At 64.7% G+C, this 18929-nt stretch carries 24 protein-coding genes; 7 read left to right on the top strand and 17 right to left on the bottom strand.

Going from position 1 to position 18929, the window contains the following annotated elements:
* Window positions 1-30 precede the first annotated feature (30 nt).
* Together Q9K02_RS06445 and Q9K02_RS06440 are read right to left on the bottom strand one after the other, a co-directional pair.
* Window positions 31-1164, bottom strand: a complete 1134-nt coding sequence (locus tag Q9K02_RS06445; RefSeq protein WP_305932150.1) for a glycosyltransferase — start codon at window positions 1162-1164, stop codon at window positions 31-33.
* Window positions 1161-2093, bottom strand: a complete 933-nt coding sequence (locus tag Q9K02_RS06440; RefSeq protein WP_340310006.1) for an alpha/beta fold hydrolase — start codon at window positions 2091-2093, stop codon at window positions 1161-1163. The genes Q9K02_RS06445 and Q9K02_RS06440 overlap by 4 nt, the downstream gene beginning before the upstream one ends.
* A gap of 9 nt (window positions 2094-2102) precedes the next feature.
* Between Q9K02_RS06440 and Q9K02_RS06435 the strand changes: the two genes are divergently transcribed.
* Window positions 2103-3500, top strand: coding sequence for a protein adenylyltransferase SelO family protein (locus Q9K02_RS06435; RefSeq protein ID WP_305932149.1), 1398 nt, complete (start codon window positions 2103-2105; stop codon window positions 3498-3500).
* A gap of 95 nt (window positions 3501-3595) precedes the next feature.
* Window positions 3596-4999 carry a succinylglutamate-semialdehyde dehydrogenase gene (gene astD / locus Q9K02_RS06430; protein WP_305932148.1) on the top strand — a complete coding sequence of 468 codons (1404 nt, stop codon included), beginning with the start codon at window positions 3596-3598 and terminating at the stop codon, window positions 4997-4999.
* A 24-nt stretch (window positions 5000-5023) separates the two neighbouring features.
* Here astD and Q9K02_RS06425 read toward each other — a convergent pair whose 3' ends face one another.
* Together Q9K02_RS06425 and Q9K02_RS06420 are read right to left on the bottom strand one after the other, a co-directional pair.
* On the bottom strand, window positions 5024-5734 hold the full coding sequence (locus Q9K02_RS06425) for a hypothetical protein (protein WP_305932147.1): 711 nt from the start codon (window positions 5732-5734) through the stop codon (window positions 5024-5026).
* Between the two features lie 237 nt (window positions 5735-5971).
* Complete coding sequence (locus tag Q9K02_RS06420; RefSeq protein ID WP_305932146.1) at window positions 5972-6490, bottom strand: glycine zipper 2TM domain-containing protein; 519 nt, start codon at window positions 6488-6490, stop codon at window positions 5972-5974.
* Window positions 6491-6665: 175 nt separating this feature from the next.
* Between Q9K02_RS06420 and rarD the strand changes: the two genes are divergently transcribed.
* Window positions 6666-7568 carry an EamA family transporter RarD gene (rarD, locus tag Q9K02_RS06415; protein ID WP_305932145.1) on the top strand — a complete coding sequence of 301 codons (903 nt, stop codon included), beginning with the start codon at window positions 6666-6668 and terminating at the stop codon, window positions 7566-7568.
* On the opposite strand, the gene pyrC is transcribed toward rarD, so the two are convergent.
* Window positions 7546-8583, bottom strand: coding sequence for a dihydroorotase (gene pyrC / locus Q9K02_RS06410; RefSeq protein ID WP_305932144.1), 1038 nt, complete (start codon window positions 8581-8583; stop codon window positions 7546-7548). The genes rarD and pyrC overlap by 23 nt on opposite strands.
* A gap of 10 nt (window positions 8584-8593) precedes the next feature.
* The gene (locus Q9K02_RS06405) at window positions 8594-9418 is read right to left on the bottom strand and encodes a patatin-like phospholipase family protein (protein WP_305932143.1); all 825 of its coding nucleotides are present in this window, start codon (window positions 9416-9418) and stop codon (window positions 8594-8596) included.
* Between the two features lie 38 nt (window positions 9419-9456).
* Here Q9K02_RS06405 and ygfZ point away from each other — a divergent pair, with 38 nt between their 5' ends.
* On the top strand, window positions 9457-10197 hold the full coding sequence (ygfZ, locus tag Q9K02_RS06400) for a CAF17-like 4Fe-4S cluster assembly/insertion protein YgfZ (protein WP_305932142.1): 741 nt from the start codon (window positions 9457-9459) through the stop codon (window positions 10195-10197).
* Here ygfZ and Q9K02_RS06395 read toward each other — a convergent pair.
* Window positions 10181-10780 carry a TetR family transcriptional regulator gene (locus Q9K02_RS06395; RefSeq protein WP_305932141.1) on the bottom strand — a complete coding sequence of 200 codons (600 nt, stop codon included), beginning with the start codon at window positions 10778-10780 and terminating at the stop codon, window positions 10181-10183. The two genes, ygfZ and Q9K02_RS06395, sit on opposite strands and share 17 nt — an antisense overlap.
* A gap of 115 nt (window positions 10781-10895) precedes the next feature.
* Here Q9K02_RS06395 and Q9K02_RS06390 point away from each other — a divergent pair, with 115 nt between their 5' ends.
* Entirely contained in the window at window positions 10896-11774 is an 879-nt protein-coding gene (locus Q9K02_RS06390) for a metal-dependent hydrolase (protein ID WP_305932140.1), read from the top strand.
* Window positions 11775-11832: 58 nt separating this feature from the next.
* Here the strand turns inward: Q9K02_RS06390 and Q9K02_RS06385 are convergent, their stop codons facing one another.
* From Q9K02_RS06385 to rplU, 3 genes are all read right to left on the bottom strand, one after another.
* Entirely contained in the window at window positions 11833-12372 is a 540-nt protein-coding gene (locus tag Q9K02_RS06385; protein WP_305932139.1) for a GNAT family N-acetyltransferase, read from the bottom strand.
* 217 nt (window positions 12373-12589) lie between these two features.
* Complete coding sequence (gene rpmA, locus Q9K02_RS06380; RefSeq protein ID WP_278327203.1) at window positions 12590-12859, bottom strand: 50S ribosomal protein L27; 270 nt, start codon at window positions 12857-12859, stop codon at window positions 12590-12592.
* 12 nt (window positions 12860-12871) lie between these two features.
* Window positions 12872-13357, bottom strand: coding sequence for a 50S ribosomal protein L21 (gene rplU / locus Q9K02_RS06375; RefSeq protein WP_305932138.1), 486 nt, complete (start codon window positions 13355-13357; stop codon window positions 12872-12874).
* 189 nt (window positions 13358-13546) lie between these two features.
* On the opposite strand from rplU, the gene Q9K02_RS06370 reads away from it, so the two are divergent.
* Both Q9K02_RS06370 and Q9K02_RS06365 read left to right on the top strand, forming a co-directional pair.
* A complete protein-coding gene (locus Q9K02_RS06370; RefSeq protein ID WP_305932137.1) occupies window positions 13547-14065 on the top strand; it encodes a hypothetical protein in 519 nt (172 codons plus the stop codon).
* Window positions 14062-14742, top strand: a complete 681-nt coding sequence (locus Q9K02_RS06365; RefSeq protein ID WP_305932136.1) for a Crp/Fnr family transcriptional regulator — start codon at window positions 14062-14064, stop codon at window positions 14740-14742. The genes Q9K02_RS06370 and Q9K02_RS06365 overlap by 4 nt, the downstream gene beginning before the upstream one ends.
* A gap of 6 nt (window positions 14743-14748) precedes the next feature.
* Here the strand turns inward: Q9K02_RS06365 and Q9K02_RS06360 are convergent, their stop codons facing one another.
* The 7 genes from Q9K02_RS06360 to thrC form a co-directional block, all read right to left on the bottom strand.
* On the bottom strand, window positions 14749-15174 hold the full coding sequence (locus Q9K02_RS06360) for a hypothetical protein (RefSeq protein WP_305932135.1): 426 nt from the start codon (window positions 15172-15174) through the stop codon (window positions 14749-14751).
* A 74-nt stretch (window positions 15175-15248) separates the two neighbouring features.
* A complete protein-coding gene (locus Q9K02_RS06355; RefSeq protein WP_305932134.1) occupies window positions 15249-15716 on the bottom strand; it encodes a molybdenum cofactor biosynthesis protein MoaE in 468 nt (155 codons plus the stop codon).
* Window positions 15709-15951, bottom strand: a complete 243-nt coding sequence (locus tag Q9K02_RS06350) for a MoaD/ThiS family protein (RefSeq protein ID WP_305932133.1) — start codon at window positions 15949-15951, stop codon at window positions 15709-15711. Before Q9K02_RS06350 ends, Q9K02_RS06355 begins: the two co-directional genes overlap by 8 nt.
* A 3-nt stretch (window positions 15952-15954) precedes the next feature.
* Window positions 15955-16254: a Rossmann fold domain-containing protein gene (locus Q9K02_RS06345; RefSeq protein ID WP_305932132.1), complete on the bottom strand. Its 300-nt coding sequence runs from the start codon at window positions 16252-16254 to the stop codon at window positions 15955-15957.
* Complete coding sequence (locus Q9K02_RS06340; RefSeq protein ID WP_305932131.1) at window positions 16251-16625, bottom strand: dihydroneopterin aldolase; 375 nt, start codon at window positions 16623-16625, stop codon at window positions 16251-16253. The genes Q9K02_RS06345 and Q9K02_RS06340 overlap by 4 nt, the downstream gene beginning before the upstream one ends.
* Before the next feature lie 10 nt (window positions 16626-16635).
* Window positions 16636-17526 (bottom strand): RsmD family RNA methyltransferase, encoded by an 891-nt coding sequence (locus tag Q9K02_RS06335; RefSeq protein ID WP_305932130.1) that lies wholly within the window; start codon window positions 17524-17526, stop codon window positions 16636-16638.
* Window positions 17526-18917, bottom strand: a complete 1392-nt coding sequence (gene thrC / locus Q9K02_RS06330) for a threonine synthase (protein ID WP_305932129.1) — start codon at window positions 18915-18917, stop codon at window positions 17526-17528. The genes Q9K02_RS06335 and thrC overlap by 1 nt, the downstream gene beginning before the upstream one ends.
* Between the last annotated feature and the right edge of the window lie 12 nt (window positions 18918-18929).

Below are 18929 nucleotides of genomic sequence, written 5' to 3'. Positions count from 1 at the left end.
AACGGACGATGAAAGCGCACGCCGGTTCGGCTACAGCTCCCGCCCCATCGCGCTCGAAAAGAGGCGCCGATAAGTCGCCACCATTTTCGCTTCGTCGAACTCGGCCACGGCCTTTGCGCGATTGGCCTCGCCGACCTGGCGCCGCAGGTCCTTCGACTGCGCCAGCGCGGCCACGACATCCTGAAGGCCGCCCTCGCTGCCGGGGGAGGTGATGTACGGTTCGTTTGCTTCGGCCACCATCCCGGCGATATCGCCCACCGCCGGGGCGACGATCGGCAAGCCCGCAGCCATGGCCTCGACGACCGAGAGCGGAAACTGCTCGGAATCGCTCGATAGGGCAAAAATGTCGAACAGGCCGATGACCCGCGCCGGATCGGCGACCGAACCGGGCAGGTGGACGCGGTGATTAATCTTGAGGCGATCAACCTCGGCAAGGATCGCGTCGCGGGCCTCGCCCTCGCCGACGATGACCAGCTGCCATTCGTCCGGCAGCGGCGCGAAGGCGCGAACCAGCCGGGGCAGGTTCTTGATCGTGCGCAGGCCCGCCAGCGTGCCGACCCAGTGCTCGCCCGGGCGCTTGATCAGCCGCAGCGCGTCTTTCTTCGGCCGCATGCCGAAGGCCTTGGTGTCGATCCCGTTGGGGATGCGCTTCACCCGGCCGAGCGGCTGCTGCCAATCGACCAGCGCGATTTCCTCGAGCCGTTCGGACGGAACGACGAGCCCGGAAGACCGCCCAAGCGCGACCCGCCGGTACCAGGTGCGCCGCTTCTTCAGGCGGTGAAGCTCGCTTTCGTCGAATCCGTCTTCGTGATGGATAAGCGGCGGAAGGCCGTGGACGTCCTTGAACAGCGTATGCGCCATCACCGCATCCATCGCGCCCCAATTATAGGTGAGGATGAGATCGTAGGGCTTCATCGCCTTGGCGAGCCGCTGGAGGCGACCGGGGAGCGGCAGGCCCTTGAGGCTGGGGAATTCGGGCTGCACCATAACGTCGATGCTTTTCGCGATGCCGTCGGCGGCGCCCAGCCGGTCGGGCTCTGCGGAGACGATGGTGTGCTTCGCCTTGGCACCGAAGGCGTTGATCAGTTGCACGCTGCGCCGTTCCTTGCCCCCGGCGGCGAAGGTGGAGTGCAGGTGCAGGATGCGCGGGCGACCGGCGCTCATGCCACGCGCCCGAGGAGCGTATCGATGGCCGCGCGTGCCTCCGCCTCGTCCAATGTTGGCGCGTGGCCGATCTGCGGAATGGTGACGGCAGTGGCCTCGGGAAGCCGCTTCCGCATCTCGGCGAAGCTTTCCGTCGACAGGAGGGGCGATACTTCGCCGCGCAGCAGCAGCACAGGACGTCCGCCGAGCGCCTCGAAAGCAGGCCACAGATCGGGCGGAACGGCGGCTTCGTCCGCCGCAAGGATCGGCTCGGCGATCTTCATGTCGTAATCGAACACGATGCGCCCGCTGCTGGCCAGCGCCATCCCGCGCTTGGCCATACGGATCCAGTCCTGCATTTCGAAGCGCGGGAAGTTCGCGCCCTGCACCTCTTCCAGCGCGCGGGCGGCGTGCATCCAGGTCGGGAAGCTACGCCCCTGCCCGACATAGCCCTTGATCGCGTCCAGTCCCGCCACCTCCAGCGCCGGTCCGATATCATTGAGCACGACCCCCGCCAGCGCATCGGGCCGCACGGTGGCGAGGACCATCGTGATGAGCCCGCCCATCGACGTGCCGACGGAAACGAAACGCTCGATCCCCTCCTGCTCCAGCAGCGCGATCACATCGCCGACATAGGTCGGCACGGCATAGCTCGCCGTGTCGCTGGCATATTCGCTATCGCCGCGCCCGCGCATGTCGGGCACGATCACGCGCCAGCCCTGCGCTGCGATATGCGCCGCCAGATCCTCGAAATCACGAGCGTTGCGGGTCAAGCCGTGCAGGCATATCACCGGTGGTCGGTCGTTCGCCTCGCCATAGTCGCGGAAATGCAGGGTGAGGCCGTCGGCGCTCTGCCAACTGCGGTCGGTGTAGCTCGTGTCCATGGTCGAAGGAGTGTGTCCCGTGCCGATTTCGGTGTCGCCCTTGCTGCGGGCGGGCTTCGTCCCCACTATCGCTGCATGCGCGACGAACCGCAAGCTGCGAGCTATCGCCCCGACACGCCGATCGCCGCCCTCGCCGAATGGATCGGCGACCCGGTCGCGCCGGGCGACTTTCCCGAGACGACATTGCGCTTCCGCAACGATCGCCACGCAGCGACGGTGGGGCTGGACAATCTCTCGGACGAGGACTGGCTCCGCCATTTCGGTCGCTTCGAGGCGCTGCCCGACAACCTGCCGCAGCCGCTGGCTCTACGCTATCACGGCCACCAGTTCCGCGTGTACAATCCCGAGATCGGCGACGGACGCGGCTTCCTGTTCGCGCAGCTGCGCGATGGAGCGGACCGCCTGCTCGACTTCGGCACCAAGGGATCGGGCCAGACGCCGTGGAGCCGCGACGGTGACGGCCGCCTGACCCTGAAGGGTGCGGTGCGCGAAATCCTGGCGACCGAGATGCTGGAGGCGCTGGGCGTCTACACCTCCAAAACCTTCAGCGTGGTCGAGACGGGCGAATCGCTGTGGCGCGGCGACGAGCCTTCCCCCACGCGCTCTGCCGTGATGACGCGGCTGAGCCATGGACACATCCGCATCGGCACTTTCCAGCGGCTTCTCGCGCTGGAAGAGCGCGAGCATATGGCGCAGCTTGTCGACTACTGCCTCGAACAGTTTCCCGGCCCGCCGCCGCCGGAGGATGCACCCGGACGCGACGAACCTGCGGTGAAGCTGATGCACCTCGTGGTCGAGCGGCTGGCCGATCTCGCTGCCAGCTACATGGTCGCAGGCTTCGTCCATGGCGTGCTCAATACCGACAACATGAACATCTCGGGCGAGAGCTTCGATTACGGACCCTGGCGGTTCCTGCCGAAATGGGACCCGGCGTTCACCGCGGCCTATTTCGATCATCAGGGGCTCTACGCCTTCGGCCGCCAGCCGGAAGCGCTGCACTGGAATTGCGGCCAGTTCGCCATTACCCTGCGCGTCCTGACAGACGCACCTCCGCTGATCGCCGCGATGGATCGCTTCGGGCCACTCTACATGGAAGCCATCGGGCGGCGGTGGTGCTGGCGCCTCGGCCTCGAAAGTCGCGGCGCGGAGGCGGACGCGGCGCTGGTTGCGGCGAGCGAAGCGCAATTGCGCGAAAGCGGGACCCAGCCGGACGAGTTCTTCTTCCGGCATCAGGGCAAACGAGAGGCGGAGGGTGCGCTGGCTGACGCGATGGCAGACTATCGCCCTCTACCGAGTAATCACCCCTACTGGAGCGACGGAGCGCCGCAGTCCATGCTCATCGACGAGGTCGAGAGCATCTGGTCGGCGATTGCCGAAAACGACGACTGGCAACCGCTGGCCGACAAGGTCGCGGTCTTACGGCGCATGGGCGAGGCACACGGCCCGGCACCGGCGCCGGCTGGCCATGTGTGATGTAGTCGCCATTTGCCATTTGACGCACTCACGCCGCTATCTCATAGGCGCGCACACGAACGAAGAAGGTCGCGGGAAGGTCTCGATTGTCTGATATGGAACTGGTTTCTACCGAACCTGCCACCGGCGCGGAAATCTGGCGCGGCACGGCGGGCGATGTCGAGCAGACGATCGCCCGCGGGCGGGAGGCGATGCGCGACTGGGCGCGGATACCGCTGGGCCAGCGCGTCGAATTGCTCCGCCGCTTCGCCAACGCCGTGCGCAAGCATGCCGAACCCTTCGCCGAACTGATCGCGCGCGAAACCGGCAAGCCGCTATGGGAAGCCCGCACGGAAGTCCAGGCCGTTATCGGCAAGGTCGATATCTCCGTCACCGCCTATGCCGAACGCACCGGGCAGAAGAAGCTCGACAGCGCGCTGCAGGGCACCGCCGCGCTGCGCCATAAACCGCACGGCCTGATGGTCGTGCTCGGGCCGTACAACTTCCCCGCGCATTTGCCGAACGGCCATATCGTCCCCGCGCTGATCGCGGGCAATGCCGTGATCTTCAAGCCGAGCGAGAAAGTGCCCGCAGTTGGCGAATTCCTGACCCGGTGCTTCCACGAAGCCGGCATTGCCGAAGGCGTGGTGCAGTGCATCCACGGCGGCCCGGATGCGGGCAAGGCGCTGGTCGAGCATGCCGATGTCGACGGCGTACTCTTCACCGGATCGGCGCGCGCCGGGATTGCGATCAATCGCAAGCTCGCCTCGAACCCCGGCAAGATCGTCGCGCTGGAGATGGGCGGCAACAACCCCATCGTCGTCACCGACACGCCCAAGCTGGCCGATGCCGCCGCGACGATCATCCAGTCGGCCTTCACGACTGCAGGCCAGCGCTGCACCGCCGCGCGCCGTCTGATCGTGGTCGATTCGATGTTCGATCAGCTCGTCGCGGAAGTGAAGGCGCTGACCGAGCGGCTTATCGTCGACGAACCCTTCGCCGATCCGCAGCCCTTCATGGGGTGTGTGATCGACAACCAGACGGCAGATCTTCTATCCGAAAGCTTCGTCGCGCTGATGTCGCGCGGCGGGAAGCCGATCGTGCACATGAAGCGCAAGGACGAGAGCCTGCCCTTCCTGTCGCCGTCGATCCTCGATGCGACCGATATCGCCGAGCGACCCGATATCGAGCTGTTCGGCCCGTTGCTGCAGGTGATCCGCGTGGCCGATCTCGATGCCGCTATCGCCGAGGCGAACAATACTCGTTACGGCCTGTCCGCCTCGCTTATCGGAGGAAGTCCGAGCGATTTCGAGCAGTTCTGGAGCGAAATCCGCGCCGGTATCGTCAACTGGAACCGGCCTACCAATGGAGCTTCGTCGGCCGCGCCTTTCGGTGGGATCGGCCTGTCGGGCAACCATCGTCCGGCGGCGTTCTACGCAGCGGATTACTGCGCCTATCCGGTGGCGAGCACCGAGATGGAGCAGCCGCGCGCCACCATCGGCATCGGTCTCAAGTCCTGACGGCTGCCCGGCGGGGCGGACGCGTCAGTTGCTCGTGACGAGATCGATCTGGGTCACGCCCTGATCGAGGCGGCGGCCATAGATGACATATGCCGACTGGCCCTTAGTGCCGCTGAGAATATTGTCCCCGTCCTTCACCGTGTGCTCGACATTGAAGCCGGCATCGCGGGCGCGCGTGCTGTAGAAGGATAGAACGTCGTCGAGGGCGACCGGCGTGTAGAAGGAGACGATTCTCAACGCACAGTCGCCCTCGTCCGTCCCGGCGGCTTCTTGCGTATTGCCGCGCGGATAGACGGGGAAAGCAGTCGGGAGCTTGGCGGCCCAGGCGGAGCCGTATTCGGCGCTCGCAGCGCAATTCGGGCCGTCCGGCTTTACCGCAGCGCGCGCTGCGGCCACCATCGCCGCCGTATCGGGCGCATTGGCCGCCAGCTGCTTGGCAGCAGGAGCGGCCTTCAGATTGGACGATCCGCCGACCATCTGCGCAGCGCGGTTGCGCGCGGCTTCGACGGCGCGCGGGCTCTTGTCGATTTCGGGGATCGCCTGGCTGCCCGTGCCCGACAAGGCCGCATTGGCCTCGTTCTGACCGGCCAGGTCGGGATCGCTCATCAAGCCATCGTTGAGCGCCTGTTCGCTCGCCGGATCGACCGCATCGGCATCCTGCGCGTCATCCGCATTACCGCCACAGGCAGCCAGCAGGACGACAGGGGCGAGCGCAGCTAAGGGACGGAATTTCATCAGGGACCTCCGGCAGACAGGTGTCGGCTTCTGCTGTCTGGGACCGTCGGTTTCCAGCCGCTTGCAGCGCGCTGCATCATAGCGGGACACCTAGCCTGCGAAAAGCTTAAGTCAAAACGATAAGGGCGCCTCCTCTCTCCGATGGGAAAGAAGAGACGCCCTTGGCGGCCCGTGATTGTTATCTAGGGTGCCGCCCTCCGCCCGTGGGTGGGCACGGACGAAAGCTGGTGTTTCGGATTAGCCGCAGCGTGTGCTGGAGCGATCGATGGTCCGGCCGAGCAGCGCCCCGGCAGCACCGCCAAGGATCGCGCCGAGAGTGCGGTCGCCACGACCGGCGACTTCATGGCCGATCAGCGCGCCGACCCCCGCGCCGACCAGAAGGCCGGTGGTGCCATTGTCGCGGCGACAGTAATACCGCCCGTCACGACCGCGCCAGATGCGTGTGTCGCGGCGGACCGGCTCGCCATAGTTGCGGTCGTAGCCCATGTAATAGGGACGCGACTGGCGGTAGTCACGATAGTCGCGGCGATCGTTGTAATAGCCGCGGTCGCTGTAATGGGCGCGATCGCGATAGCGCTTCCAATGCTTGCGCTTCTTCTTGCCGTGCTCGTAAACCGTGGAAGCAGGTCCATCGTAATAGACGGAGGCGTGCGCCGCCGGAGCAGCATTGGCGGCCGGTGCGGCGGATGCGGGCACGGCCAGTATGAGGCCCGCTGCGGCCATGGCCAGTGCTGGAAGCTTAAACATATTTGCCATCGTATTCGTCCCTTTTGCGATCTTGTATTGGCCCTGTGATGTTCAGCTTTAGGCCCGCCAACCTGAACCGAATGCAACCGCGCCGTCAGAAAGCAAATTTGCGACGAACCGACTATTTGGCGTCGGCGAGATGAAGCTTGCAGCGCGGTTTTTGCGCGCCTAGCGCCGCTGCAGGATGACGCAGGCCGCTTCACAAACAGACAGGACCGGCCTCGGGGCGGCAGTTGGCGCCTATGTCATCTGGGGATTCCTGCCGCTTTACCTGATTCTCGTCAGCAGCATGCCGCCGTTCGAATTCGTCGGCTGGCGGATCATCTGGACATTGCCGCTTTGCCTGCTGATCGTCGCCTATCGGAAACAGGGCAGCGAAGTCCGCCGGGCCTTGGCGGATCGCAAGACCCTCGCCCTGCTTCTGCTGAGCGCGACTCTGATCGCGATCAACTGGGTGGTCTATGTCTGGGCGATTCAGAACGGGCAGGTCTACGCTGCCAGCCTTGGCTATTACATCAACCCGCTCGTCAACGTGCTGCTAGGCACGCTGTTGCTCGGCGAGCGTCTGTCGCGCCCGCAGTGGGTTGCAGTGGCAATCGCCGGGATCGGCGTTTCGCTGTTATTGGGAGGAGCGCTGACAACCCTCTGGATCAGCCTGACGTTGGCCATGAGCTTCGGAACCTACGGCCTCATCCGCAAGCAAGTGCCGGTCGGCTCGCTGCCGGGCCTTACCATCGAATCGGCGATCCTGCTCCTCCCGGCCCTAGGCGTCGCATGGTATTACGCGCAGAGCCCGGCGGGTTCGTCATTCGTGCAGGACATCGGCCTCAGCCTCGCGATCATGCTGGGCGGCGCTCTGACGGCATTCCCGCTGCTGCTGTTCGCCATCGCCGCACGCAAGTTGCCCTATTCGACGCTCGGCTTCATCCAGTTCCTTGCGCCGAGCATCGTCTTCATTTTGGGGCTCACGGTCTTCGGCGAAGAGCTGAACTTCGCGCAGGCGGCCTGCTTCGCCTGCATCTGGGCAGCGGCGGCGATCTTCGTCTGGGACTTGTGGTCGCGCTCTAGGAGGCCAGCCGCCAACTGAGCGTTTCGCCGGCATGAAAGGGTACAATCTCCGCCGCACCGCCAGCGACCGATGCCGGAACTTCCTGTGCGATCTTCTCGAGCGTCACGGTGCCTTCGTTGAGCGGCAGGCCGTAGAAGCGCGGTCCGTTTTCCGATGCGAAAGCCTCGAAGCGGTCGAGCTGGCCCTCCTCGTCGAACACCGTAACGTAGCTCTCAAGCGCGTGTGGCGCGTTGAAAATGCCCGCGCAGCCGCAATCGCTCTCCTTATCTTGGCGATGATGCGGCGCGCTGTCAGTGCCGAGGAAATACTTTGCAGAACCGCCGGTCGCGGCCTTGCGCAAGGCCAACCGGTGCTCCTCGCGCTTGGCGACGGGCAGGCAATACATGTGCGGCCTGATCCCGCCGACGAGGATGTCGTTACGATTGATATGCAGGTGCTGCGGCGTGATCGTCGCCGCGATATTCGGGCCCGACGCATCGACGAACTCGACCGCCTGCCTCGTAGTGATGTGTTCGAAGATCACCTTGAGTTCGGGCAGGCGTGCGACCAGCGGCTCGAGCACGCGCTCGATGAACACGGCTTCGCGGTCGAAGATGTCGATCTCTGCATGGGTGACCTCGCCATGGACGCACAGCGGCATGCCGATCTCGGCCATGCGCTCCAGCACGCCGCTGATGTTGGCGACATCGTTAACGCCATGCGCGGAGTTCGTCGTAGCGCCCGCCGGGTAAAGCTTGGCAGCGGTAAGCATGCCATCGGCGAAGCCAGCCGCAAGATCGCCCGCATTGCTCTCGTCGGTCAAATAGGCCGTCATCAGCGGCGTGAACTCTACGCCTTCCGGCACGGCTTCCACGATTCGCTCGCGATAGGCAGCGGCGAGGGCGCTGGTGGTCACCGGCGGCGACAGGTTCGGCATGACAATGGCGCGCGCGAACTGCCGCGCGGTGTGCGGCACCACGGCGCGCATCGTTTCGCCGTCGCGGAAATGCAGGTGCCAGTCGTCAGGCCGGCGGATAGTAAGCGTCTGGGTCATTGAGCGCGCCTTAGCCGCACTGCCCGCGGTCTGCCAGCCATTGCCGCGCGTCCGCTTCGCCCTGCTCCCAGGTGCGGGTCACCTTGCTCGCGTCGGAAAAATCGATCTTGTCCGCCGCGACCTCGCGGGTCGGCTGGATGTAGGTGCAGCGATCGGTCTGGGGGAGATTGTCGTAGATGCTGGTGAGCAGCACGAGCGTTTTCCCGTGATCGTCTTGCGGCAAAGGCGCCTTGTCGAGCATGCCGCCGTCGAGCACCCGGTCTCCCTCCCATTCCGGCACATCGAAGACGGGCGGGATGGTCGCAGCGGCGCAGATCAGATCGACGAGTTTGCCGTCGCGCGCGGCCTGGCGCGCATCGACACACAGTTCGCCCAGTCCCGCCCGGCGCGGCAAGATCAGGTGCGGGGTCGAGCGGATAGCCTGATCGAGTTTGTAGAGGATTCCATAGAAAACCGCGCTCATGCGGGCCGAGACATGTTTGGGCGGGCATGACAGCGAAACTTCGTATTCGGGCCCTTCGGCGATTGCCTCGATCGCGGCATCGTCCAATGTGGTTTCGACCACGGCGCGGTAGATTTCCTGGTGCGGCGTGAAATTGCTGCGCCTGCGGTCGTAATTCGCATCGTTTATGCGGAACGCCTCGCTCATCAGCATCTTGAGATCCTGCTCGCGCCCGCCGATCCACGCAGCGGCGCTCAGTGCGCCGCCCGACGCGCCACTCACCCGTTGCGGGGCGAGCGCCGCCTTGTCGCCCAATCCGGACAGGAAACCGCCATGCCAGAAGCAACGGATGCCACCACCGGAGAAGACCAATTGCTCGATGTCGCTGAACATGGCTTTGCCTATGGGCGGTCGCGTCCTATCTGTCACCCATGACTGCGACACGATTGTTCGAGCGGGCAGTGATCCGCCTTTCGCCCCGCAATGCCGAAGAGGATGTGGTCGGCTTCCTGCAAGGCCTAGTCACCAACGATGTGGCAGGCCGGCTGCCGGTTTATGCGGGCTTGCTGACGCCGCAGGGCAAGACGATGTTCGATTTCCTCGTCTGGCCGGGCTCGAAAGGCGAACTGCTGATCGATTGCGAGGACGATGCGGCGGAGGAGCTTGCGAAACGCCTGTCGCTCTACCGCCTGCGCCGTGCGATCGACATCGAAGTCGATCCTGCGGTCGGTGTGCATTGGCAGCGCGAGATGGGCGACGGCGGAGCGGCCGATCCCCGGCTTGGTGCGCTCGGCCAGCGCTGGCTTTCGCCTGTCGACGATGACGACGAAGCAGCCGACGACGCGTGGCGCGCGCACCGGCTGTCGCTTGGTGTTCCCGAAGGACGCGCGGAACTGGGCGACATCCTCTGGCTCGAGACCAATGCGGTGGAGCTGCACGGAGTGAGTTTCAACAAGGGCTGCTATGTCGGGCAGGAAAACACTGCCCGGATGAATTGGCGCAGCAAGGTCAATCGCCGCCTGGTCGTGGTGCCCCTGGAGTCATCGGAGGAAAAGCGGCGCAAAATGGCCCATGAAGACCTCGACCTTGCCATCGATCACCTGCGGCTCGAAGCGATCGACACAGATCGCGCGCCGGAATGGATGAAGCCGGGGCTTACTCCGGCAGATTGAGCGCCCCGATCGAATTGACCAGCATCCGCTCCGCCCGGTCGCGCGCGGCGGTCTCCGGCAAGCCGAGCGAGCGCGAAAGCGCACTGCCGATCAGCGCATCGCCCATCGCCATCAGGACCAGCGCCAGTGTTTCTTCATGAACCTGCATCGGGTCACCGCCGTGCTCGGCCTCCTCCGGCGCGATCTCGTCGACGAGGTTGTGGATCGTCTCGACGATGGGCGTCAGCGCATCCTCGTTGCCGGTGAGGATCATCCAGCTGGCAAGCGCCCCCGCCCCTTCCTTGTCGAAAGCATCGAAGGCAAGATCGACCACTTCGCGCGGAGATCCTAGCCCCGCTCGGCTGGCGCGCACCGCATCGATGATCGTGTCGCACACCGTTCCGGCCAGATGCCCCGCAAGCGCCTTTTGCAGTCCCGCCGCCGAGCCGAAGTGATGCAGCAGGTTCGCATGCGTGCGCGCGATCCGCGCGGCGACGGCCTTGAGCGTTACCGCTTGAGGGCCCGCTTCGATCAGCAACGCCCTTGCCGCTTCGAGTGCAGCGAGGCGGGATTCTTCGGGGGAAAGTCTCTTGCGCGTGGCCATGCGGTGAAGCGTTAACCCAAAGCGGCGAGCACGCAAAGCCGTTTACCCATCGTTATTGACATCAATGTAAGCAGGCTCTACTTACATTGATGTCAGTTAACCTTGGAGCCTTCCCATGAACGCCCCTGTCACCATCGATACCGATAACCGTACTTCCGCCCCGACGCCGGAAGATCTCACCCTCACCGTGCGCGACGAGCGTTTCAATCGCGACACCATGCCGCGCCGTTGGTGGGCGGGCGATGCGTTCGGTACGGCATGGCACAACGCCCTGTCGGCCACCTTCCCGCGTGGCGAGGCCTTCTTCATCGAAGCCGTGAAGGCGCATCGCGATGGTGCCGATCCGAAGCTGGCCGAAGAGATCCGTGCTTTCGTGAAGCAGGAAATCAACCACACGCGCGAACACATCGCGTTCAACCGACTTGCCGAAGACCACGGTTACGACATCAAGGCGATCGACAAGCGCGTTGGCGAGATGCTCGCGCTGACGAAGGATCGCCCGGTCATCGTCAACCTCGCCGCGACCATGGCGCTGGAGCATTACACCGCGATGATGGCGCAGGAATTCCTCGCCAATCCGCAGCACTTCAAGGATGCCGATCCCGAAGTGCGCGCGATGTGGGAATGGCATTCGGTCGAGGAGATCGAGCACAAGGGCGTCGCCTTCGACACCTGGAACCACGCCACCCGGGACTGGACGCCGTTCCGCCGCTGGAAGCTGCGCAGCCTGATGATGCTGATCGTCAGCTTCAACTTCTTCCGCAACCGCTGGACCGACACGCTGGAACTGCTGGCGCAGGACGGCATCACCGGCTGGAAGGCCAAGTGGGGTCTCTTCAAGTATCTCACCGTGAAGCCGGGCGTCGTTCGCCGCATCTTCCCCGCGTGGCTGAGCTACTTCAAGCCGGGGTTCCACCCGTGGGATCACGACGATCGCCACCTGATCGGCAAGTACGAGGGCGAATTCGAAGCGGCGCTGATGCCTGCCGAATAAGCCTCACGAAGCGAAACAGGAAAGGCCCCGCAAGCAATTGCGGGGCCTTTCGTTTGCCTCAGGCTGCTTTCGGCGCAGCGACCTTATCTTCGGACAGGTCGAGGCGGTACATTATGCAATCAGCTTCTTCTCCGCGTCCGCAGCTGTGCCGCGGCGCCACCTTGCCGGTAGGGCGGAAACCGATCTTGCGAAGCACCCGGCCGGACGCGGGATTCTCGGTGAAATGTCCTGCTTCCAGCCGCTCGTAGCCGAGCGACTTCGCCACTTCGATCACGCCGCGAGCCGCTTCGGTGGCGAAGCCCTGGCCCCAATAAGGCCGCGCGATCCAATAGCCGAGCTCGACGCCGCTCTTCGTCTCGCCAAGTCCCGCACCACCGATAATCGTCGAACCGTGACTACCGGGCAACGTCAGCAGGAAGCTCGGCACTTTGCTATCCTGTTCGCGCATGACGAACTGGCGGGCGTGTTCGGGGAGATAGGGCCAAGGTGCGCGCGCCAGGTTGCGGACGACGCCCTCGTCGGCGATTCCGCCGAACAGCGCTTCTGCATCTTCGGGCCAGGCGGGCCGCAACAGCAGCCTCTCGGTAACATGGAACATCGGTATTCTCCCCATATCCACGCTCCGGGCTCCTAGGCCGGACGCGTGACAGTTGCGTGGCGGCGAAAGGATATTTCGCCAGACTGAGAGGGAGAAACGACAAGAGGGAGACGGGCCCCCTGAATTAACAGGAAAGCCCCATCTCCCTCTTCGGTTGCCGGTGGTTATCCCGGCTGGGACCGTCCCGTCTGGACGATCCCGTTATCGGAGCGTCCGATTATTCGGCGGCTTCCGCCAGCATGTCGACCGAGACGAATTTGCGGTCGAGCTTGCCCTTGTGGAAGCGCACAATACCGTCGGTAAGGGCGAACAGGGTGTGGTCCTTACCCATGCCGACATTGGTGCCCGGATAGAACTTGGTGCCGCGCTGGCGCACGATGATGTTGCCGGCGACGACGTTCTCGCTGCCGAACTTCTTCACACCGAGGCGACGACCGGCTGAGTCGCGACCGTTGCGCGATGAACCGCCTGCTTTCTTATGTGCCATCGTCCGTAATCCTTACTTCTTGTCTTCGGTCTTCTTGGCGGCAGCCTTCTTCGGCGCTGCCTTCTTGGCCGGAGCCTTTTCCTCTACGGCGCCCTTCTTGGGAGCAGCCTTCTTGGTCTCGGCCTTCGGCGCGTCGTCCGTCTTGGCTTCGGCCTTAGGAGCCGCTTCCTTCTTCGGCGCAGCCTTCTTCTCTGCCTTCGAATCACCGACGGCGGTGATGCGAAGCAGGGTCATCTGCTGGCGATGGCCGTTCTTGCGACGATAGTTGTGGCGGCGGCGCTTCTTGAAGACGATCACCTTCTCGCTCTTCGCCTGGGCGATGATTTCCGCGGACACGGTCACCTTGCCGGCGTCTTCGAGCTTTTCACCTTCACCGGCGAGCAGGACGTCGCCCAGCGTGATGGTATCGCCGGCTTCGCCAGCCAGCTTTTCAACGGCGATCTTGTCTCCGGCGGCAACCCGGTATTGCTTGCCGCCCGTGCGCACTACTGCGAACATGGTGGTTATCTCTCAATCAATTAGCTTTGCCGCATCCTTGCGAATATACGGCGCACCCGTCAGGCCGCCGATTGGCAGCCCCGGAAAGAAGCGTGCCGTTAGGCGAATGGCGGGCCCAAGTCAACGGCCAGAGCGACGATTTTTGCATCCTCGCTGGCGACTTTCGGCCTGCATGATATGGAGAGCGCGATGACGTATCGCAAGCTCTCTCTCGCCGCCTGCCCTGCGCTTCTGCTGGCCGGATGCGCGACTCCTGCGGATAGCGATTACCCCTCGCTTGCCGTCCGGGACATCGAGCGGGCCGAAGGACAGTTCGATGTCGGCCCCCCGCAGACGATCGATGTGCCCGCAGTGGAGACTCCGCTCAGCGGCCCGCTCCCCGAACAGCTTGCAGCGCTGGTCGCCCGGGCGACCGAAGCCCATCGCGCTTTCACGAGCGCCCTGCCGACAGCCGAGCGCCGGGTGGCGGCAGCTTCGGGCGCCGGAATCGGCAGCGATAGCTGGGCCGCCGCACAGGTCGCCCTCGCCGATCTCGATTCGAGTAGGAGCCTAGCCTCGGTGCCGCTGGGCGATCTCGACATATTGTACGCCGCAGCATCGGTGCAGGCGGACGACACGGCAGCGATCGAGGCCGCGCGCTCGCAAGTCATCGCGCTGGTCGCGGAAGAGGACGCTGCGCTGGAGCGACTGCGCGCGCGCGTTCAATGAGCCTCGCCTGTGCGACATGTCCGGTGCGCGATCGCGCAGCCTGTGCCGTACTCGACGAGGCTGAACGCGACGAGCTGGCAAGAGCCGGGCGCACGCGCAGGCTGGCAAAGGGCGAGACTCTGTTTTCGGCAGGCCTGAGCGATGCAGCCTGCGCCACGCTGGTTAGCGGCGCCCTGAAGATCACCTCGACGGACAGCGAGGGCCGCGAGCGCATCCTGTCGCTCGTGCATCCCAGCGGCTTTGTCGGCGAGATGTTCGGACCCTACGTCCAGCACGATGTCGTGGCGCTGGGCGAAAGCGAGGTCTGCGTGTTCTCCGGGCCCGCCTTCGAGCTGGCGATCGAGCGGTACCCGCGGCTCGGCACGGCGCTTTTGCGGCGCGCGCAGGAGGATCTCTATGCCAGCCGCGAATTGCTGTCGCTGACTGGGAATGCCTCGGCCGAACGCCGCGTCGCGGGCGCGATCCTGTCGCTGGCCCGATCGGCGAGCGATTCGCCTTGTCATCCGGCGCGGCGTTTCGACCTGCCGCTTTCACGAAGCGAGCTTGCCGATATGCTGGGCTTGACCATCGAAACCGTTAGCCGGACGCTTACCCGCTTCGAACGCGCCGGGGCGATCCGACGCGACGGAAAACGCGGGATCGAATTGCTCGACCCCGCGCTCCTCCCCAACACCTGAATTCGATCAGCGGACCAGGGCCGCAATCGTCACGGTCGTCACGCCCCAGCAGAAGATGATGACCGGCAGGATCAACATCTGAACGCTTGCATCCTTGGCCGTGAGCCGCCCGGTCAGCGTGGCGATGCCATCGCGGCGCAGCTTGGCGAAGCTCATCGGGCGCGACGCGGTACCGGGTGCCAGCCTGGTCCAGATCGCCGGGACGCCGAAGCCTGCCACGACGAACAACGTGAAGATGGCCATCGGAATGATGAGGCCGGGCGTCGATAGCCCCGCCGCCATCACGCCGAGGAACCCGAGGTAGAGCGCCACGGTCGCAGCATAGAGGCCCTTGGGCAGCTCGAACGTACGATCGACCTCGTGGCGGAATTTCGGCGCAGGAACAATGACGGCCTGCTGGGCAACGAGGTCGCGAGTAAGATGCTTGGACATGTTCGATCTCCTTGTTGGAGACCTTTTGGCCCGAGCCGGAGATCGATTCCTTGATCGAGATCAAACCACGCAAATTATTCCCAACGCGCGATATCTTCGTGATCTTGCCCGCGTGGCTCGATCCAGTGCCAGCCGTCTGCGCGTCTTTCGCGCTTCCACAGCCATGCGGCGCTCTTGAGATGGTCCATCAGGTAGTCGGCAGCGGCAAAGGCGTCGCGCCGATGCCGGGCAGCAGAGGCGACCAGCACGATGGTCTCTTTTGGCGTCATGATGCCGATGCGATGCCAGACCAAGGCTCCGTCGAGCGCGAATCGCTCGCGGGCCGCTTCCGCCAACTCTCGCATCCCTGGCAGGGTCAGCGGTTCGTAATGCGACAGCTCGAGCGCGCGGACATCGCCATCGGGCCTGACCTTGCCGAGAAACGACACGACACCGCCCGCGTCGCCATGGGCGGCATTGAACGCGGCCAGCGCCTCACCGACCGACAGCCCCTTGTCGAGCAGCCGGACATCGAGCGGCCTGTCGATGGTGAGCCTAGCCACCGCTCACCGGAGGCAGCAGAGCGACCTCGTCGCCATCCTCGGCATCCAACCGGGTCTTGTCGGCGAGGACCTTACCCGCGCAGGCCACATTGACGCGCTGCTCTGCCAATCGCTCCGCGACTTGCGGACCTACGGCTTCCAGCAGGCCGGACCAATCGAGTGGCGCCTGAACTTCAAGCGCCTGCTCTCCGGCCAGATCGCGCAGGGGGCCGAGAAAGAGGATCGTCACGGCCATGCCTCAGGTCTCCAGATATTGGCCGGTAACGCCGGGCGCGTCGGCGAGATAGGCGATAGTCGCGTCGAGCGCCGCGCCTTCGCCGGCTACCATGTTCACCCTGCGCGGCGCATGCTTGCGCGCGAGACCGGCGGTGACGGCCCGGCGCCACTCACGGTGCTTGTAGTCTGCCGCCGGTACCGTGATGGCCACATCGAGGGCGTCCTCGAGTTGGTGTTCGATATGGCTGAGCCAGTGTTGGTGGAACAGGCCCGCAGCGGCGAGGGGATCGTCGGGCAACTCGTTCACCGCGATGCGCTTCATTCGCGCCGCTCGCGGTGGAGCGTGATGCCGATCTTCTCGCCCGCCTCGGCGATGGCCAGCTTCACGATCTTGACCGTCACCGCTTCGACACGCCTGTCCTGCAGGAACAGCGTCTCGCACACATGGTCCGCGACCGCCTCGATCAGCTTGAAGTGCACGCCTTCGGGCAGCGCCTCGGAAGCGGCGAATTTCAGATCCATGTAGTTTTTCGACTCGTCCAGCGAGGTGTCCGCATCGTAATGAAGTAGCGGCTTCATCCGGACCTGGATGGTAAAGCGCAGCGGCTGGGGTTTGCCCGTCTCTTCGGAATAAATGCCAGTGAGCACGTCATGCTCGAAATCGGCCACTTCGAGGATCAGCGAATCGTCCATGCCTTGCCCTCTATCTTGGATTGGACCAGCGCGCGAAGATCGCGGTGGGGAGCAGGCGGCCGGACGTCTCTTCCTGCACCGCGAGATCGCCATGCTCCACCAAGCCTGGCAGGTCGGCAAAGACCTCCTCCAGCAAACCGCCGAGCGCGAGGCTGCTCATGCGCACGGCGTAGACGGTGAGGAAAAGAAAGCTGCTGTCGCCATCCAGCAATTGACGGCAATCGAAAACGAGATCGGGCAACCCCTGCTCTAGCCGCCACACCTCCCCATCGGGTCCGCGCCCGAACTTGGGCGGGTCGAGCATGATCCCTTCGTAGCGTCGCCCGCGCCGCACTTCGCGCGCGGTGTATTTCATCGCATCCTCTACCAGCCAGCGGATGGGGCGATCCTCCAGCCCGGCCAGCGCTGCGTTCTCGCGCGCCTGGGCGACGGACTTCTTGCTCGCATCGACATGGGTGACGCGGCCGTATCTGCTCAGCGCCTGCGTGCCGACGCCGGTATAGCCGAACAGGTTCATCGTCTCGGCATCGCGCGCATCGCCGAGCTGTTCGCCCATCCATTCCCACACGGGTGCCATGTCGGGGAAGAAGCCGAGATGGCGGAAGGGCGTGCATTGCGCGATGAAGCGCGCCTCCTCGCCCCAACCCAGTTCCCAGCCGCTTTCCGGCACATCCTCCGAATACTGCCAACGGCCGCCGCCATCCTCGTCGCTACCGGGGACGAATTCGCCATGCGCGTCCCAGTGGTCGAGCTGCGGCGTCCACATCGCCTGCGGTTCGGGCCGGATAAAGCGGTAGGGACCGTATTCCTCGAACTTGCGACCATGGCCGCTGTCGAGCAGGCGGTAGGCATCCCAGCCCTCACCCACCATCAACACGGGATCTCGGCGCAATTCGGCCATCAGGCGGCGTGCTCGAGTATGTGGTCGCGCACGGCTTCGTAGGTGCCCGAAAGCTCGGTGTAGGCTTCCTCGCGCGCAAACAGGTCGCCGACGCGGTTGGGGAGAGGCGGACGGATGCCCGTTGCACGTTCGACCGCGTCACGGAACTTCGCCGGATGAGCCGTTGCCAGCGTCACCACCGGGACCTGCGGCGCGAGGTCGGCGTGACGCGCGGCGTGAAGGCCGATAGCGGTGTGCGGATCGATAATCTCGCCCCAGTTCTCGTAGGCATAGCGGATTGAGGCCGCCGTTTCGTCCTCGTCCACCCGAGCGCTTGCAAACAGGCCTGCGGCCCCTTCCCGCTGGGCATTGCTGAGCATCATCGCGCGGCTGCCTTCGAACCCGCGCATCTGATCTCCGAGGGCGACCCCGTCGCGGCCGCCGACGTCGAACAGCAGCCGCTCGAAATTGGAGCTTACCTGGATGTCCATGCTCGGCGCGCCAGTGGGCGTGACGTTGCCTGCGGAATAGTCCCCGTTGCTTAGCGCGCGGTGGAGGATGTCGTTGACGTTGGTGGCGACGATCAGCCGCTCGATCGGCAGGCCCATGCGCGCGGCGACATGGCCCGCGAAGACGTCGCCGAAATTGCCGGTCGGCACGCTGAAGGCGAGTTTGCGGTCCGGCCCGCCCAGTTGCAGCGAGGCGGCGAAGTAATAGACCACCTGCGCCATCAGCCGCGCCCAGTTGATCGAATTGACCGCGCCGATGCGGTGCCGCGCGGTAACGCTTTCGTCGGCGAAGATGCGCTTCACCATGGCCTGCGCATCGTCGAAGCTGCCTTCGATGGCGATATTGTGGACGTTCGGTGCGCGAACCGTGGTCATCTGGCGGCGCTGGACGTCGCTCACCCGGCCCTTGGGGTGGAGCATGAAGATTTCGACATTGTCGCGGCCAGCGACGGCATCGATAGCAGCGCTGCCGGTGTCCCCACTAGTCGCGCCGACGATGGTCAGGCGGCTGTCTTCGCGGGCGAGAAACTCCTCGAACAGCAGGCCGAGCAATTGCAGCGCGACATCCTTGAAGGCGAGCGTCGGGCCATGGAACAGTTCGAGCAGCCATTGCCGTTCGTCCAGCTGGACCAGCGGCGTAACGGCGGTATGAGCGAAGCGGCTGTAGGCCTCCCCGGTCAGTTCGCGCAGGCGATCAGGCGTGAGGCTGTCGCCGACGAAGGGCGCCATGACCCGCGCAGCCAGCTCCGCATAGGGCAGGCCGCGCATGTCGCGAATCTCGTCCATGCCGAGTTGCGGCCAGCTCTCCGGCACGTAAAGCCCGCCGTCGGACGCGAGCCCGGCCAGCGTGACCTCGGCGAAATCAAGCGCAGGGGCGCTGCCACGGGTGGAGACGTATTTCATCGGAACACGCGG

Origin of the sequence: Qipengyuania profundimaris (genome assembly GCF_030717945.1) — a bacterium.
Lineage (GTDB): Bacteria > Pseudomonadota > Alphaproteobacteria > Sphingomonadales > Sphingomonadaceae > Qipengyuania > Qipengyuania profundimaris.
This window is presented reverse-complemented; position numbering and strand designations above follow the sequence as displayed.